We start from the raw sequence: 15,962 nt of genomic DNA, 5'->3' as shown, positions 1-15,962 counted from the left end.
ACGCCGAGCGACCCCACCTGTCCCTTAAAATGCAGACGCCCGATGCGATGCATCGGGCGTCCTTGGTCGCCTGACGGCGGCCGGATCATCCACCCCATAGGTGTCAACCTATGGCAGGACGAGTCACTGCGAACGAGCGTTCGATCAGAACGGAATATCGTCGTCAGCGAAGTCATCCATCGGAGGAGCCTGCTGCGGCTGCGGACGCTGGTTGCCACCCTGGTTGCCGTAACCGCCGCCCTGGTTGCCGCCCTGGTTGCCATAGCCACCGCCCTGGCCACCACGCTGACCGCCGCCACCGCCGCCGTACTCCTGGCGCGGAGCCTGCTGGCGCTGCGGACGATCGCCGCCGTAGTTGCCACCGCCACCGCCACCGCCGCCTTCACCACGGCCGCCCAGCATCTGCATTTCATCCGCGATGATATCGGTGGAGTACTTCTCCACGCCGTCCTGGCCGGTGTACTTGTCGTAGCGCAGGCTGCCTTCGACATAGACCGAGCTGCCCTTGCGCAGGTACTCGCCGGCGATCTCACCGAGCTTGCCGAAGAACACCACACGGTGCCATTCGGTACGTTCCTGCTGGTTGCCATCCTTGTCCTTGCGGACGCTGGTGGTGGCCAGGCTGATGCGGGTGATCGCCATGCCGCCCTGGGTGTACTTCACGTCCGGGTCGTTGCCGAGGTTGCCGACCAGGATGACTTTGTTGATGCCGCGCGCCATAGGTAAGTGATTCCATTGTCCGGGGGCTGGTGCCTGTCATAGCACACAGCCGGAGTTGCCGATACCCGGCCGCCCATGGGTGGGCACTGCCAGAAACCCGGCATTCTATCATCGAGCCCCGGCCCACCGGGCTTGCCTCTACTCCCCCGACCGCCAGTGTGGCGACCGGGGCGGACGTTTACCTCTCCCGGATCAGGCCGCCTGCGACGGCACGCCGCCCAGGGTCACCTTGTCACGCCGGCCGGTGGCCGGATCGGTCCGGTGCATGGACAGGCTGCGCCCCGCGAACGGCCCGGTCAGCAGATCACCCAGCATGGCCTCGGCCAGGCCGTTGCCGGGCTGGGCGAAGGGGGTGATGAACTCGATCAGCCACAGGCGATCGCCACTGTTCCAGTCGTCCAGTTCCAGCCGCTCGCCGGCTTCCAGCTTGCGCTCGGCCGCCTCTGACAAATTGGCCCAGATTGCAACGCCAAGCGGCAACTGTTCCAGTGCCTGCTGTGTCACCCCCGCGAAGGCCGCACCGGCCTCCTGCATGCCCGGCAACGGCGGCAGGGTGCCGAACCGGAACACCCGGAACTGCTCCTTCAGCAGCGGCGGCATGAATGACCATTCGAGGTCCTTCAGCTGCATCTCACGATGCAACGGCGACTGTGAAAGCAGCCAGACGATCTGACCGAGGGCCTCGGCAACGGTGCGCGGCGCCCCGTCAGTGTTGGTGTTGGCGGTGGCGGTCGTGGACGTGATCATGAACGGGAAATCCTATAGTCGGGAATGGCGGTCAACAGTTCCATGGTGGCCGGATCGCGCGCCGCCGTGCTGATGCCCTGGGCATAGGGCTGAGCGTCGAACGTGGACATCGCTTCGATCATCTGGAACCGCTTCTTCTGTGCCAGCGCCAGATTGTCATGCAAGGCTGAGCGCTGTGTTGCCGGGCCGGACGGAATGCTTTCGTCGATGGGGGCACGCTGTTCCGACCGAGCCGATTGCTGCATCCGCTCGGCGGCGGTGGGCTCAACGCCACCGAAACGATCCCCCAGTTCCGTCACGGCTTGCGCCACCGGGGCCTGCGGCAGGCCAGTTGCAGGCGTGAAGCGTGGATCCCCGCCTCGGCGGTTGACCCGGCCGGAGGTGGCATCACCGCTACCCAGGTCACGTCCGCCCTTGCCGGCGCCAGCATTCAGGTTCAGGCCGTCACCGTCGCCCCCCTCATCGCGCTCGCCGAAAGCGAAGAACATGTCCGACAGGGCCGCCTGGGTGCCATCGGTACGGGTGTACTGACCGTTGGCATAGGTGGTGTTGTCCGGCGACGTACCAGGCATCTGCCCGGTACGGCGCGCATCGAGGTTGATCGACGCCACGCCGGCCTGCTGCAACGTCAACAGCTCACCCGCCTGGCTGATGCCATCGCGGTTGGCGTCACGCCAGACCTGGAACTCTCCGAAGCGGGCGTCATTGGCATCCAGACGCCGATCACCATTGCTGTCATAGGCAGCCAAACCTTCAAGGTCGGAATGGGCCCCCTCCAGATCCATCGTGAACGAGATTTCGGCGCCGGAATCGATCGTGCCGTTGCGGTTGCGGTCGAGCACCAGTAGACCGTCGTGCGGCCCGACCCAACCGGTCAGATCACGCACGCCATCACCGTTCATGTCAAAGCGCGTGGCGCTCTGTGCCCAACCCACGGTCTCCACGCCGTCGCCATCCAGGTCAAGCACGACCGGGCCCAGGCGTGCGCCGAACTCGTTGACGACAAACTTCAGCGGATCACTCCAGAGGCCAGCGCTGTCCACGCTCTGGATGACGATTTCATAGTAGGTGTCGTAGTAGGTCTCCTGGTAGTAGCCCGCGCCGCTTCCGCGCGGATCGCCCCAGTTTCCGTCATTCACCTGACGCCGGTTTCCACGATTCACGATCCGCGTGGCAAGCGTGCCGTTGTAGTAGTAACCGTTCAGGAAACCATCACCGGAAATGGCCTTCGACGTGGTCCCATAGTCAAAGAACGATGTCTCGTTGGTATAGGTGTCCCAGTACTGGCCAGTAGTACTCACCAGCTCCACCGCGCTGGTGATCACCAGACGGCTGAAGATGTCCTCCTGGTCACTTCCCCAGAGCACGTACACGTAGTTGCTGTCCTGCGTCTGGACGACCGTCGGCCGCTCATTGACGTTCTGCACATTGATCGTCACCCAGGTGCTGCTGGAAAGGCCACCACGATCGGTGACCGTCACCTGTATCTGGTGGCTCTGCGCGGTCTCATAATCCAGCTGCCCGTGCAGCGCAATCTGGCCCGTGGTGGCGTTGATGCCGAACAAATTGCTGGCACCACCTGTGATGGCAAACCGGTGGTCGCGGTTGTACCACTGGCTGTCCGGGTCGGACCAGTTGGTGAACTGGAATACGGTCTGCCCCGCGCCTGGCGCCGATTCGGCCAGCGTCACGCTCTGGCCCCACGTTGTCGGTGCTTCGTTGACGTCTTCGATGCGCACCGTGATTTCGCGATTGCCCGACACCAGCGCTCCATCCGTCGCACGAACGGTGACGTTGTAGTACGCCTCCAGCTGGCCGTCACCGTCGCCGTCGATCAGCTGCAGGTACGGTGCAACCGCTTCGAAATCGAAGCTGCTGACGTTGTACTTGAGCTGGTTGCCGGAAATGGCGAACCAGGCAAACGGATCGTTGATGATCTGGTACGAGGGTGCGGTCCCGTCCGGATCAGACGACGACAGCGTGGCTACCACCTGCCCGGACACGCCGGTGTTCTCGGAGGTGAGCGCCACGTGCTGCACGACGTCCGGCGTTCGTGGTGCTTCGTTGACGTTGGACACGCCCACTTGGAACACCTGGTCGCGGGTTGCGCCGTGGGTGTCGGTCACCCTCACCGTGATTGCATGCGAAGTGGCGGCCTCGTAGTCCAGTAGCCCACCATTGGCGACGCTCAGTACACCAGCCGCGGTGATGGCAAAGCGGCCGCCAGCATTGTTGACCAGGGTGAAGGTCAGGCCGTCGGTCACGTCCTGGTCCTGGCCACTGAACTTACCGACCTCGGCACCGTTGGCAGTGTTTTCCGCGATGCTCAGCGTGCGATCGACGGTGATTCCATGCGGCGTATCGTTGACGTCTTCAAGGCGCACGGTGATGGTGCGCGCCCCCGCCGAGGTCAGCCCACCCGACACAGCCTTCACCGATACCGAGTACACCACCTCCTGTCGGCCATCGCTGTCAGCATCGCTCAGGGTCATGCCGGCGGCCTTCAGCGCCTCGAAATCCAGCACCAGGCCATCGCGGAACTTCAGCTGGTTGCCGACCAGGGTGAACCAGCCGCGCGCATCGCCCTCCAGCACATAGCTGTAGCTGCCATTGCCGCCACTGGAGGCAAGGTTGGCGATCACAACGCCGCCCAGCGCCGCATTCTCGGCCGCGATTGCCACCGGTTGGCTGGAGATGGTCGGCGTAGCCGGCGCCTCATCAACGTTGGTCACCGCCACGGTGAACGTCTTGTCGCGGGTCAACCCGCCCGAGTCGGTCACCCGCACCACGATCTGGTGCGAGGTGTTGGCCTCGTAGTCGAGCAGGCTGGCATTGGCCACCGTCAGCACGCCGGCCGCGGAAATCGCAAAGCGTCCGCCTGCGTTGTTGGTCAGGCTGAAGGTGAAGCTGTCATTGTCCGCATCCACCCGTGCGAAGTTGCCCAGCACGGTGCCATTGGCCACCGGTGCATCCGAGGTCGACTCGACTGTGCTCAGCGCACGGTCCACGGTGATGTCGGTCGGACGCGCATTGATGGTGACCGACAGGGTCTGCGTCTTGCTGCTGGTCTTGCCCGTCGCGGTCTCCTTGGCGATGGCGGTCACCGTCAGCGCCGCAGTGCCGGTCAGGTCGGCCGACCACGTGGCCGGACCGACCAGCGCCAGACCGGCCAGCTGCGCCGGCGTCAGCGACCACACGCCGTTGCCCAGGTTCGTGCCCTTGTTCAGGGTCAGTCCGGTCGGCAGGTTCGAGATGCGGATCTCCAGCGTTTCCGACCCGTCGGTGTCGGTGAGGGCAGCCTGAACGTCCAGCGTCAGCGTTCCGCCATCCAGCGTCTTGCCGACCTGCACGGCACGGGTAATCACCGGCGCGTCCACTACCGGTGCCACATTCATGAAGAACACGCGCTCGGTCACCAGCCCACCGGCATCGGTTGCGATCAGCTTGATCGCAACGCGTCCGCTGGCGTTGCCCTTCGGCACCAGCGTCACCGTACGCTCGCCGTTGGCCCCCGCAGTGATGCTCGGAGTATTCATCCAGGCCACCACCGTCGTGAGGTCAGTGGCATCCACCGCCACGGCACGCACGGTGACCCCGGATGCCGGGGTCAGGTCATCACCGACGGTGAACTGCAGGGCGACCTGGCCATCCTCGTTGATCGACTGATCCGGCACGATGCTGATCGACGGCAGGCCGTTGCCATCCCAGTAGTGCCGCCACTGGTTCTCGAACGCGCCGTCCGCATGCAATGCCTGATAGGCGGCGACCGTGGCCGGCTTGGTGCGACCGGCCATCAGCGCGACCAGTGCCTCTGCATTGATCGTGCTGCTGGCGTGCTCGCCGGCCAGGAAGAAATCAATCTTGTAGTTGGCGCGATCATTGGCATTGGTGGTCGTGTACCAGCCCTTGATCGTGGTCACCACGCTGGTGCCGATCACCGAGATCACCAGGTCATCGCCGGTACGGCTGAACCACAGGTCATTGCGGCTGATGTCGCGATAGCCGATGACGTCGATATCGTCGCCACTGGAGTCGTAGTTACGGATTTCGTCGGCACCGGAGTTGCGGTCGATCAAGTAGACGTCGCTATCATCGCCACCAATCAGGATGTCGTTACCGGCGCCGCCATACAGGGTGTCATTGCCGGCCTGCGCATCGAGCAGGTCGTCACCATCACCGCCATACAGCGTGTCGTTGCCAGCGCCGCCGTAGAGCTTGTCGTTGCCTGCGCCACCCTCGATGTAATCATCCCCCGCGCCACCAGTGATGACGTCGTCGAACCCACTGCCGATCACGCGCTCGAACGCATCTTCCAGCACATCGCCGGCGGCCGCGCCGCCATGTGTTCCGGTAGCCAGGTTCAGCACGATGCCCGCCGTCGCCGAGGCGTAGGTCAACGTATCGACACCGGCGCCTCCGGACAGGGTGTCGGCACCGGCACCGCCATCGAGGATATCGTCGCCATCACCACCGCGCAGGATGTCGTTGCCGACGCCGCCGCGCAGCGTGTCATTGCCGATGCCCCCTTCCAGCAGGTCATTGCCGGCACCGCCATCGAGGATGTCATTGCCGGCGTCGCCGTACAGACGATCATCACCGTCTTCGCCATACAGGTTGTCATCGCCATCACCGCCACGCAGTTCGTCGACGCCTGCGCCACCGTACAGCGTGTCGCGACCCAGCTCGCCCCACAGTTTGTCGTCGCCAGCCTCACCGCGCAGATTGTCATCGCCATCGCCGCCGTACAGGTCGTCGTTGCCACCGCCGCCGTTGATGATGTCGTTGCCGCCGAGCCCCTGGATCACGTCCCGGTTGGCCTGGCCGACCAGCGTTTCTCCAGCGGCAGTGCCGTACAGGTAGTCATCGCGGTTGACCACGGTGAAGACCAGCTGCTTGCTGACGCTCAACCCGGCGCCGCCGCGATCGGTCGCGGTGACCGTCACGGTGACGTTGCTTCCCGCCTCATAGTCAACGATCGCACCGGCCTTCAGGCGCAGCTGGTTGCCGTTGATGATCTCGAAGCGGCTGTCGGACACGCTGTACACCATCGTGGCGAAATCACTGCCTGCCGTGGTGTCTGGATCGGTGGCTGACAGCGTACCGAGCAGGATCGCCGGCAGCGCAGTTCCGGTGGGAACCCGATCGGTTTCGCTGAAGCTGGTGGTGGTGGCCGCGAACACCACCGCTGTCGGTGCATCATTCTCGTCTTCGATGGCATAGGTGAAGCTGAGCGTCGAAGCCGATGCCAGGCTGCCGTCGGACGCCCTCACGCTGGCGGTCAGCAGCACCTCCTTGATGCCGTCGCCATCCAGATCGACCAAGGTCGCGCCCTGGGCGGCGGCCAGCGTCTCGAAGTCGATCGCAACGCCCGCGCGCACGCGTACCTGGTTACCCACCACCTCCAGCAGACCGCCCGGGTTGGTCACCAGCTGCAGGGTCGGCGTGGTCTTGTCGGGGTCCCCGATCACGAAGGTGCCCACCACCGTGCCGGCCCCCGTCTTTTCACCGGCCAGTACGGGCGCGGTGTTCGGTGGCCGCGTCGGCGTGAACGGCGCCTCGTTGACGTTGCGCACGTCGACTTTGAAGTCCTTCTCGAACCACGCGCCGGCACCGTCGGTCACGCGCACCCGGATGGTGTGCGCGGTGGCGGTTTCATAGTCCAGCTTGGTGCCATCACGAACGCTGAGCGTACCATCGGCGGTGATCTTGAAGCGCCCGCCGCCATCATTGATCAGGGTGAAGGTGGCCGTATCTTCCGCGCCGTCGCGATCGACATGGCCGAAGCGGCCCAGCGACAGGTTGTTGGCGGCGTTCTCGTCCACGGCCAGCGGTCCGGGTGCGAGGATGTCGCTGGGCGCGTCGTTGACCGAGCGCACCACCAGATCGACGATCTGGTCGGCGGTATTGCCGTCGGCATCGGTGACCCGGACCACGAAACGGTCATTGCCGTGGCGGTCCGCCGCCGGCGTATAGACCCAGGCACCCGTGGCCGCATTGAGAGCAATGGTCCCCATACCGGGTGCGGTGATCACCGTGTATCCGGTGATGTTCCCGTCATGGTCGACGGCATTGACGCTGCCACTGAGCGGCACGTCCTCATCGGTGGCCAGGTACTGCGTTTCGACCAGCGGTGCCGGCTTGCTCGAGTTCTGCCAGTAGCTGCCGAGCAGACCCTGCAAGCTGGAGGACATCCCAGCCGGCACGGACGCCGACTCTGCCGCCATTGCCGCAAGCAGCGGCTCGGCGTGGGCAAGGAACAGCGAGCCTGCACCGGTCGCGATCTCGGTGATCCGGCTGGCGCCGGTGTAGTAGCCCGCGATGGTGATCCGGGTGCTGCCTCCGATCACGCTGACCAGCAGATCGTTGCCCACCTTCTGCAGCCAGACCTCGTGGTTGGCCACGTTCTGCAGCACGATGCGATTGACGCCCAGTGCGTCTTCGATGCGGTCGTTGCCACCCTCCCGATCGAACAGGTAGGTGTCATTGCCATCCCCGCCCCGCAGCAGGTCGTTGCCGGCCTCACCGGCCAGAGTGTCGTTGCCGGTGCCGCCATCCAGCAGGTCGTCGCCTGCGCCGCCCACCAGGGTATCGTTGCCGGCCTCGCCGTAGAGCTGATCGTCTCCGTCCTGGCCCCCCAGGGTGTCATTACCTTCGCCGCCCCAGGCCTTGTCGTTGCCTACATCGCCGCTGATCTGGTCGTCGCCCAGCCCACCGTAAAGCTCGTCAGCACCCGCGCCACCGGCCAGCACATCGTTGCCCGCGCCACCTTCAAGTCGGTCATCGCCGGCATCGCCGGACAACGCATCGTTGCCGTCGCCGCCCATCAGGGTGTCGTTGCCATCACCACCGATGAGCACGTCATCGCCCCCACGCCCATCCAGCCAGTCGTTGCCGCCCAGCCCGATCAGGCGATTGGCCCGCGAATCACCACTGATGGTATCGGCGAAGCCGTCGCTGCCCACCACGTTCTCCAACGTGCTGACGCCGTTGACTGCGACCAGGGTATCGCCATCAGCATGCCCGCCCGACAGCGTGCCTGCGGCGAGGTCCAGCACCAGCGAGGCGGTGGACGTCACATAGCGGACGGTATCGCCATAGGCTTCACCCGCCACCGCCGCCTGGCCGAGGCTGATGCGATCGCTGCCGCCGTCGAGGATGTCGGCACCGGCGCCGCCCTCCAGCGTGTCGTCGCCGTCGCCGCCCCGCAGCGTGTCATTGCCAGCCCCCCCGGAAAGCACATCCAGCCCGATCCCGCCGTTGATGGTGTCGGCACCGGTCCCGCCCAGAACGAAATCGTCCAGATCGGTGCCACCCTGCGTCAGCTGTCGCAGATTGATCAGATCGACAACCAGCCCGTCACTGAGCTGGAGTTTCTCCACAAAGCGCTTTTCATCGCTTGGGCCTTCCAGCAGCACCGACCCGTTCTGCGCCGCGGTGATGTCCAGTCGGTGCCCATTGGCCATCTTCAGGCTGAGATTGGACAGGCTGATGCCGGTGCCGAACGACAGCGTATCGTTGCCACCAACGGCGTCCTGGAAGGCTTCGCGGACGATCTGCAGTCCATTGTCGGTATTGCGCCAAGCACCGCCCAGCAGGCGGCCGATCCCGAACGACCAGGCCGACACCGGCGGCATTGTTGCCTGCTGGGTCGCGAACAGGAAGTCGATATTGGCGACACTCTGGTACACGGTCTGACCGGACGCGCGGCTGCTCACGATCAACTGATAGGCATGCTTGCCGCCCGCGCCCAGCCCGAGGTAGTTCCAGGCCGCCACATAGCCAGCGCCCACCTCACCGGTCGCCGTGACGATCTCTTCCAGCGAGAACGCCCCTTCGACGATCTGGTCGTCACCATCGCCGATGTTGTACTCATAGACATCGTCACCTTCGCCGCCGTACATCACGTCGGCGCCCCCACCACCACGCAGCACATCCGCGCCGATGCTGCCGCCGAGGCGGTCGGCGCCGGCGCCGCCCTCGATGCCTTCGATGCTGCTGTAGGCATCGCCCTTGGCATCGCCGGTATTGGCGAACGTGCCTTCCAGGTAGACGCGCACCGCCGCGCTACCCGCGTAGGACGCGATGTCCACGCCACCGCCACCGAACAGGGTGTCCGCGCCGGCACCGCCGTGCAGCAGATCGTCACCCTGGCCGCCGTACAGGATGTCGTCACCCGCACCGCCACGCAGCGTATCGTCGCCTTCGCTGCCCATCAGCAGGTCATTGCCCGCGCCGCCGTCGATGACGTCATCGCCACCGTTGCCGGTCAACCAGTCCTTGCCAGCCGTTCCAGCAATCGTGTCATTGCCATCGCCGCCCCCGAGCAGGGTCATGTCGGTGAGCGCATGGCGGCCGGTCGCGGCAAACACCATGTTCTCGATCGATCCACCGAGTGCGTACCAGTCCTTGATCGTGATCCGGTCACTGGACGCCGAGAGGCGCTCCTTCTCGCCATCGCGGCCGATCACCAGGCGCAGGTCATTGCCATCTCGCTGCAGCATCACATCCTGGATGTCGATGCCGACGCCAAACTCCAGCGAATCAACACCCGCATTGCGCGCAATCAGGCCATTGAGCGCTCCCTTGTGCCGGCGCAGCACCTGCGCCTCGTCGTTCCAGTCGTTGTGGCTGATCCAGGTGGAACCGTCGAAATAGACCACGCCGTCCTTGCTGACGGTGCCATCGGCATTGCGTACATAGCCATTGACGTAGGCGCCCTTCTCCCAGACCAGATCCCAGTTGTCGACATAGTCGTCCATGACAATGTCGTCGCCATCGCCGCGCTGGTAGCGGAAGACGTCATCGCCTTCACCGCCCACCACTTCGTCGTTGCCACGGCCGCCGACCACCAGGTCCGAACCCGTACCGCCATACACACGGTCATTGCCATCATCGCCAAACACCGTGTCATTGCCTGCGCCGCCCAGCACCTGGTCGTTGCCGGAGCCGCCCATCACCCAGTCCTGGTCGCCATCGCCAGCAACGAAATCGTCGCCCGAGCCACCATTGCCGAAGTCATTGCCGGCCAGGCCTCGGATCTCGTCATTGCCGGCGCCGCCATACAGGAAGTCAGCGCCGTAGGTGCCCAGGATCACATCCGAGCCACCGGTGCCGATGATGTACGAGGTCATGTCGCCGATGCGGATGTCCTCGCCATCGGCAAACCGCAGCCACTCCACGCGATGCGAGGATTCGAACCAGTCCTTGATGGTCAGCTCATCGCCGGTGAGGGTCGCGTTGCCGGCGGCGTCATAGCTGACCAAGGCAATGATCAGGTCGTTGCCGGCGCCGCTGGCCGAGGAGCGGCGCATCTGGATGTTCTGCAGCGACAGGCCGGTGCCGAACACGATCGCGTCCTCACCACCCTTCACCGAGCCGTTGACCTCGTACTCGCCACCACCGGCCCAGTTGCGCGCCAACTGTCCATTGGCGATCTTTGCGAGGCGGTCATTCAAGCTGTCGCCGCTGCCACGGATGGCGTCTGCGCCCTCTTCGTCGTAGACCACATCGCGGCCGTCACCAAGCCGGAACAGGTACTGGTCCGCGCCGCCCCCACCGAACAGGCGTGCTTCGCCATTGGCACCCCGATCATCGCCAGCGCCACCGGCGATGATGTCCCCCCCTTCGCCACCCACCAGCAGGTCGTTGCCAGCGCCACCTTCCAGCCAGTCCGAACCGGTGCTGCCATACAGGCGATCATCGCCGGCACCGCCGTCGAGGTAGTTGCCGTTGCCACCACGCGCAGCGATCGCCAGCGCCTGTGCGCTGGCATCACCGATGGCGAAGTTCACATTGGTGACATTGCCGGCGAACAGCACGTCATTGCCGTCCCCGCCAAACAGCCAGTCATCGAGCAGGCCACCCACCAGAGTGTCGTTGCCACTGCCGCCGAGCAGATCGTTGCCAAGGTCTCCACCTCGGACCAGATCGTTGCCGGCACCGGCATCGATGACCGCAGCGATGCCGATGCGATGGGTGGCCGGGGCGGCCTTGCCATTGATCAGCAGGCCGGAGGTGCTGGACAGCGTGGCACCATTGACGATGATGCTGTCGTTGCCGGCGCCACCGAGGATGCTGTCCTTGTCTGCGGTAACGATGGTGTCGCCGAACGCGTAGACTTCGGCACCCAGCTCATCAAGCAGCTTGAACTTTCGCGAACCATCGGCGTCCAGAACGAGCCGCATGTTGACTGCCGCCAGGCCCACGCCATCAAGCTCACCATCGCCAAGCTGGTCGAGATAGGCGGCAAATCCTCCCGTCCAATCGCTCGCGGCGCGCTTGCCCAGTCCCAGCTCGGTCGCCCGCGCGAACGTGATCGCCCATTGAGCCGCAAAGCCTGTGTCCTCGGAGCTTCCCAGCAAGCCGTTGATCAACCAGGGATCATTGACGTAGCGACCATAGTCGGCCGCCATCAGCAGATCTCCAACCAGAGCATTGGCCTTGAAGTTCTGCGCCCCCCCCAGGTTGACGAGATGGGATCCCAGCGCACGCTTGATGTAGACGTCACCGCCGACCATCCGCGCCAGCATGTCACCCAGGCCTTTGACCGTTCCGTGGGCGATGATCGTCTCCGGGGACGAATCGGTTAGCGGTGTGGCGGACCAGTACCTGTAGTTCTTCCCGTATGTTCCATAGGTACCGCCTGTCATGCCGGAGCCGACTGCGATCCGGCTTCCGCTCAGTTCCAATATCGAGTTCAGCGTCCCGGCCACTGCGCTTGCAATGAGCTGCGCCCCCAACCTGGAGCCGCCGCCACGCGAGCGCACGTCGGTGACATTGAATGAACTCTGGGCCTCGTCCCAGCTGACAGTCGCCCACGAGCTGGGCTTGCCCCCGCCAAACAAGGATCCGATCAGGCCGCCGAGGATATAGCCGACCAGCGCGCCCACCGCAGCGCCGATGGCGCCATAGGCTGCACCCACGGTTCGACCGACATTTGCTCCAGTCGTTGCCATGGATGCACCGACATAGGCGCCGACCGCCGAACCGATCTGGGCACCGAGCTGGCCTTCAACGGTATCGAACTTGACCAGGGACGCACCAATGCGGGCGCCCACGTAACCGCCCACTGCATTGAAGACCGAGCCCTGCACACCGTCGAAGACACCTATCTTTGCGCCATCGGCGATCAGGGCCAGATTCTCGATGACCTGTCCCAGTGCTGCGGAAGAAGCCGACATGCCCAGCTCCGCCAGACTGCCCTTTATCCCCAGGCTGCGGAACAGTTCTGCGGTGAGATAGGCAGACAGTGCGCCGGCGCCGGCACTGCGCAGACTTTCCTGGAACTCCGCCGGAACGTCCGCAAGCACATCCAGGATCTGACCTTGCGAGAGCGCTACCTGGGCACCGCCAGCAGCGATGGCCTGGCCGAGATTCCTGCCCAGCGTCTGCAGCGTCGCCGAGGTCAGCGTCTGCCACAGCGGATCATTCACCCGCAGCGCAGAGGCGATTGCTCCACCAATCGCGCCACCCAGCCCTCCTGCATAGGCGACGCGCTGCAGCGTGGCGGCGTCGAAGAACGCATTCCAGTCGAAGGAAGATTCAAACGGACTTCCAGGCTTGGGGGCCTGGTTGCTATCCCTTCGGAAGCCGTCGCCGTTGCCTCCGCTGAAATCCACATAGCCGAACACGTCGCGCGTGCCTGCAAATCCAATGCCGTTGCCTTCGATCGCGGCCTCGCTGAGCCCAAGCTTTGCCATGTCGATGCGGACATAGCGGGGATCCGAAGGCCCCCTGGGATTGGCCAGCTCGTAACGGATGATCTCGTTGATCGGAGTGATTGCGTAGAAGCTGTTGTAGTCCAGGTTCTTCCGCGGCCCGAGCTTTACGTCCTTCCTGTCGAAATAGCAACGTGCGAATGCCTCCTCGTTCGAGGCACTCCACTGGACATTGAAATTCGAATCAAGGGTGATTCCCGGTACCAGCGCGTAGCTGCCCGCCTCACCCACGATGCAGTAGGGAAGGATCTCCTTCATCTGCCTCAGAACGACATCCAGGGTCAGTGGCTTGGCACTGTCCTTGGCCATCCCGCTGACGGCACTGTTCCAGCCTTCCATGACCGATACCGCTTCCGTGCGTCGACCGGCCTTGATGTAATCGGCGATGAGCCCGGTGTAGTCCTTGATCTCACCCGGGGCAGTATTGTTCTGCAGCAGCGTTATTCCATCCTGCAGCGCCTTCAGCGCGGGGGCCAGCGGATTGAAGATCCCATGCCCGATCTCATGCCCGAGAACCTGCCGGAGCCCGGCCATATGCGGCGCGTCACCAGAGTTGCCGAATACACGTTCATTGATGCGCAGAATGCTGCCGGCCCCGAAATGACCTGTCTCGATGGAGGTGCCGGGAATCAGCTCGAGACCCTTCAGCTGTCCCCGAGCGGTGGCGAGGTTGAATGCATTCAGAAGATAGGGAGAACCAGCAATAGCCTGGCGGATGTAGTTGGCAGCCCGCGCGGACGTACCTCCCTTGGACTTGAGAAGATCGAGCATCGCATCGAGTTTCTTGCTGATCTCAACCATTTCCATTCTCCGGCGGTTCAATAGTGATGATTCGGATGCACTTCAACGAATGCCCAGAACTTCCTGTCGCGTCATAGCCCGAGACGGTTACCGCGACATTCCTGCGATGGAATCTCCACATATCCTCAGGAAGCGGTTCGCCACCGATTCGACGCTTGGAGTAGCCAGCGCGAATCAAAGCCTCCATCAGCCCTGCCATTGGAAATGTGCAGGGTGTTCCCTTCATTCCTGCCTCGGTTGGAAACAGGTGGATTCCCAGTTGCGTTCCGCTTTTCCTGCTGAATTCGTCGATCGAGTAGGCCCAGCCTTCCCGGGCAACTCCAGAAATCCTCGGTTCTGCTGAACCTGGCCCGGCAGGCTGCACCGGCAGCGCCAGACGCTGAGCGGCCACCGACACGGTGGTTCCCCGCCATTCGGCGGTCCGCGGCAGGCCTACGATCAAGTGCACGATGCGCCGCTCCAGCTCGGCCGATGTCGGCGCGCGGACTGCGCTCAGCGCCGCCGAAGTGCCCAGCAACATCATCAGGAACACCGTGGGCAGTGCTCGCCACATCGAGCAGCCGCGGAAACCGCGCATGGGCTTCATCGCTCCCTCCCCGCCTCCTGCACACGCCGCGACAGCGGCGACAGCAGGTATTCAATGATGCGGCGATCACCGGTCTTGATCTCCGCCGTTGCGGCCAGGCCCGGCGCCAGCGCGCGACGCCTTCCATCCACCTCGATCCAGGGCTGCAGCAAGCGCACGCGGGCCGGGTAGCGCAACCCTTCCTTCTCGGTCTGTACCGCATCGCGGCCCACAGTCTCGACCACGCCATCCACCACACCGTAGCGGGTGAACGGATAGGCCTCCAGCTTCACCTCCACCGGCTGCCCGTCGCGGACGAAGCCGGCATCGCGATTGGGCAGCATCGCATCGACCACCAGCTCGCCGTCATGCGGCACCAGCACCATCAGCGCATCAGCCGGCTTCACCACACCGCCGATGGTGTGCACCTGCAGCTGCTGCACCACGCCGGTCACCGGTGCGCGCAGCACCGTGTGGCCGGCCTTGTCATGGGCCTTCTTCAATTCTTCGCCACGCAGCGCGCGCGCCGCTTCGGCCTCGGTCAGGGCATCCAATGCCTCACGTGCGAACTCGCTGCGGCTCTTGCTCATCTGCTGGCTGGCCGCCAGTTGCGCTGCGGTCGCTTTGCGCTGCTCTTCGCGACGGATCGCCAGGTCCTGGCGCATGCCGACAACACGCTCCTTCACTTCGGCCACTTGCAGTCGCGGCACATAGTTGTCGCGGCTCAGCTCCTCCAGCTTGTTCAGCTGGTCGGTGGCCAGCGGCAGCTGCTCTTCCAGCTTGGCGATCTCGGCAAGGATCATGCCGTGCTCGCCATCGCGCTGGCTGCGCTCCTGCTGCAAGCCGCCCACGGTGGAATCGAACTCGCGCTGTTTGGCGGCCACCAGTGCCTGCTGGATGGCAACGATGCTGTCAGGCGCTCCCTCCGGTGCGATGAAGCGACCGGACCGGCCGGCAACGTGGTCAACCACGGCCTGCGCCCGTGCCACATCGATCTGCGCGGTCAGCAACGCCTGGCGCGCCTGCTCGACTTCGGCATGGCTGACCGTCGGGTCCAGTTCGAGCAGCGGCGTGCCGGCCCTCACCGACTGCCCTTCGACCACGTGGATCGCACGAACCACCCCCTGGTCCGCGGCCTGGATTACCTTCACGTTGCCGCGCGGAATCACCTTGCCCTCGGCCACGGCGACCATGTCCAGGCGACCAAGGCACGACCAGACCAATGCGATAGCGAGAAAGGCGATCAGCAACCAGAGAACGGTGCGGCCGATCGGGTTAGGCGGCTTTTCCAGAATTTCCAGCGCCGCCGGCAGGAAGTCCGGCGCGGCCGAATCGCGTTGATCCGGCTGCGCACGCTCTGCGCGCAGGCTCTCGCGCAGGATGCCCAGGTGGTGCCTCAGTCCCTTCAACAT

At 64.4% G+C, this 15,962-nt stretch carries 5 protein-coding genes; all 5 read right to left on the bottom strand.

Annotated elements, in window-relative coordinates; genetic code table 11:
- Positions 1–144: 144 nt before the first annotated feature.
- The 5 genes from EKL94_RS06790 to EKL94_RS06770 all read right to left on the bottom strand — a co-directional run bounded on the left by EKL94_RS06790 (position 145) and on the right by EKL94_RS06770 (position 15,962).
- Positions 145–720 carry a single-stranded DNA-binding protein gene (locus EKL94_RS06790; protein WP_006423759.1) on the bottom strand — a complete coding sequence of 192 codons (576 nt, stop codon included), beginning with the start codon at positions 718–720 and terminating at the stop codon, positions 145–147.
- 192 nt (positions 721–912) lie between these two features.
- Complete coding sequence (locus EKL94_RS06785) at positions 913–1,467, bottom strand: toxin-activating lysine-acyltransferase (RefSeq protein ID WP_126928498.1); 555 nt, start codon at positions 1,465–1,467, stop codon at positions 913–915.
- Positions 1,464–13,985 carry an SPM autocatalytic domain-containing protein gene (locus tag EKL94_RS22660; RefSeq protein ID WP_260473400.1) on the bottom strand — a complete coding sequence of 4,174 codons (12,522 nt, stop codon included), beginning with the start codon at positions 13,983–13,985 and terminating at the stop codon, positions 1,464–1,466. The genes EKL94_RS06785 and EKL94_RS22660 overlap by 4 nt, the downstream gene beginning before the upstream one ends.
- Positions 13,978–14,571, bottom strand: coding sequence for a hypothetical protein (locus tag EKL94_RS06775; protein ID WP_126928496.1), 594 nt, complete (start codon positions 14,569–14,571; stop codon positions 13,978–13,980). Before EKL94_RS06775 ends, EKL94_RS22660 begins: the two co-directional genes overlap by 8 nt.
- Positions 14,568–15,962, bottom strand: a complete 1,395-nt coding sequence (locus tag EKL94_RS06770; protein ID WP_126928495.1) for an HlyD family type I secretion periplasmic adaptor subunit — start codon at positions 15,960–15,962, stop codon at positions 14,568–14,570. The genes EKL94_RS06775 and EKL94_RS06770 overlap by 4 nt, the downstream gene beginning before the upstream one ends.

Origin of the sequence: Stenotrophomonas maltophilia (assembly GCF_003970865.1) — a bacterium.
Taxonomy (GTDB): Bacteria; Pseudomonadota; Gammaproteobacteria; order Xanthomonadales; family Xanthomonadaceae; genus Stenotrophomonas; species Stenotrophomonas maltophilia_AR.
This window is presented reverse-complemented; position numbering and strand designations above follow the sequence as displayed.

Bases quoted from the DNA above. Each gene is read 5' to 3' on its own strand.
- EKL94_RS22660 (WP_260473400.1), bottom strand. From the start codon at position 13,985: ATGGTTGAGATCAGCAAGAAACTCGATGCGATGCTCGATCTTCTCAAG.
- EKL94_RS06785 (WP_126928498.1), bottom strand. From the start codon at position 1,467: ATGATCACGTCCACGACCGCCACCGCCAACACCAACACTGACGGGGCG.
- EKL94_RS06770 (WP_126928495.1), bottom strand. From the start codon at position 15,962: ATGTTGAAGGGACTGAGGCACCACCTGGGCATCCTGCGCGAGAGCCTG.
- EKL94_RS06775 (WP_126928496.1), bottom strand. From the start codon at position 14,571: ATGAAGCCCATGCGCGGTTTCCGCGGCTGCTCGATGTGGCGAGCACTG.
- EKL94_RS06790 (WP_006423759.1), bottom strand. From the start codon at position 720: ATGGCGCGCGGCATCAACAAAGTCATCCTGGTCGGCAACCTCGGCAAC.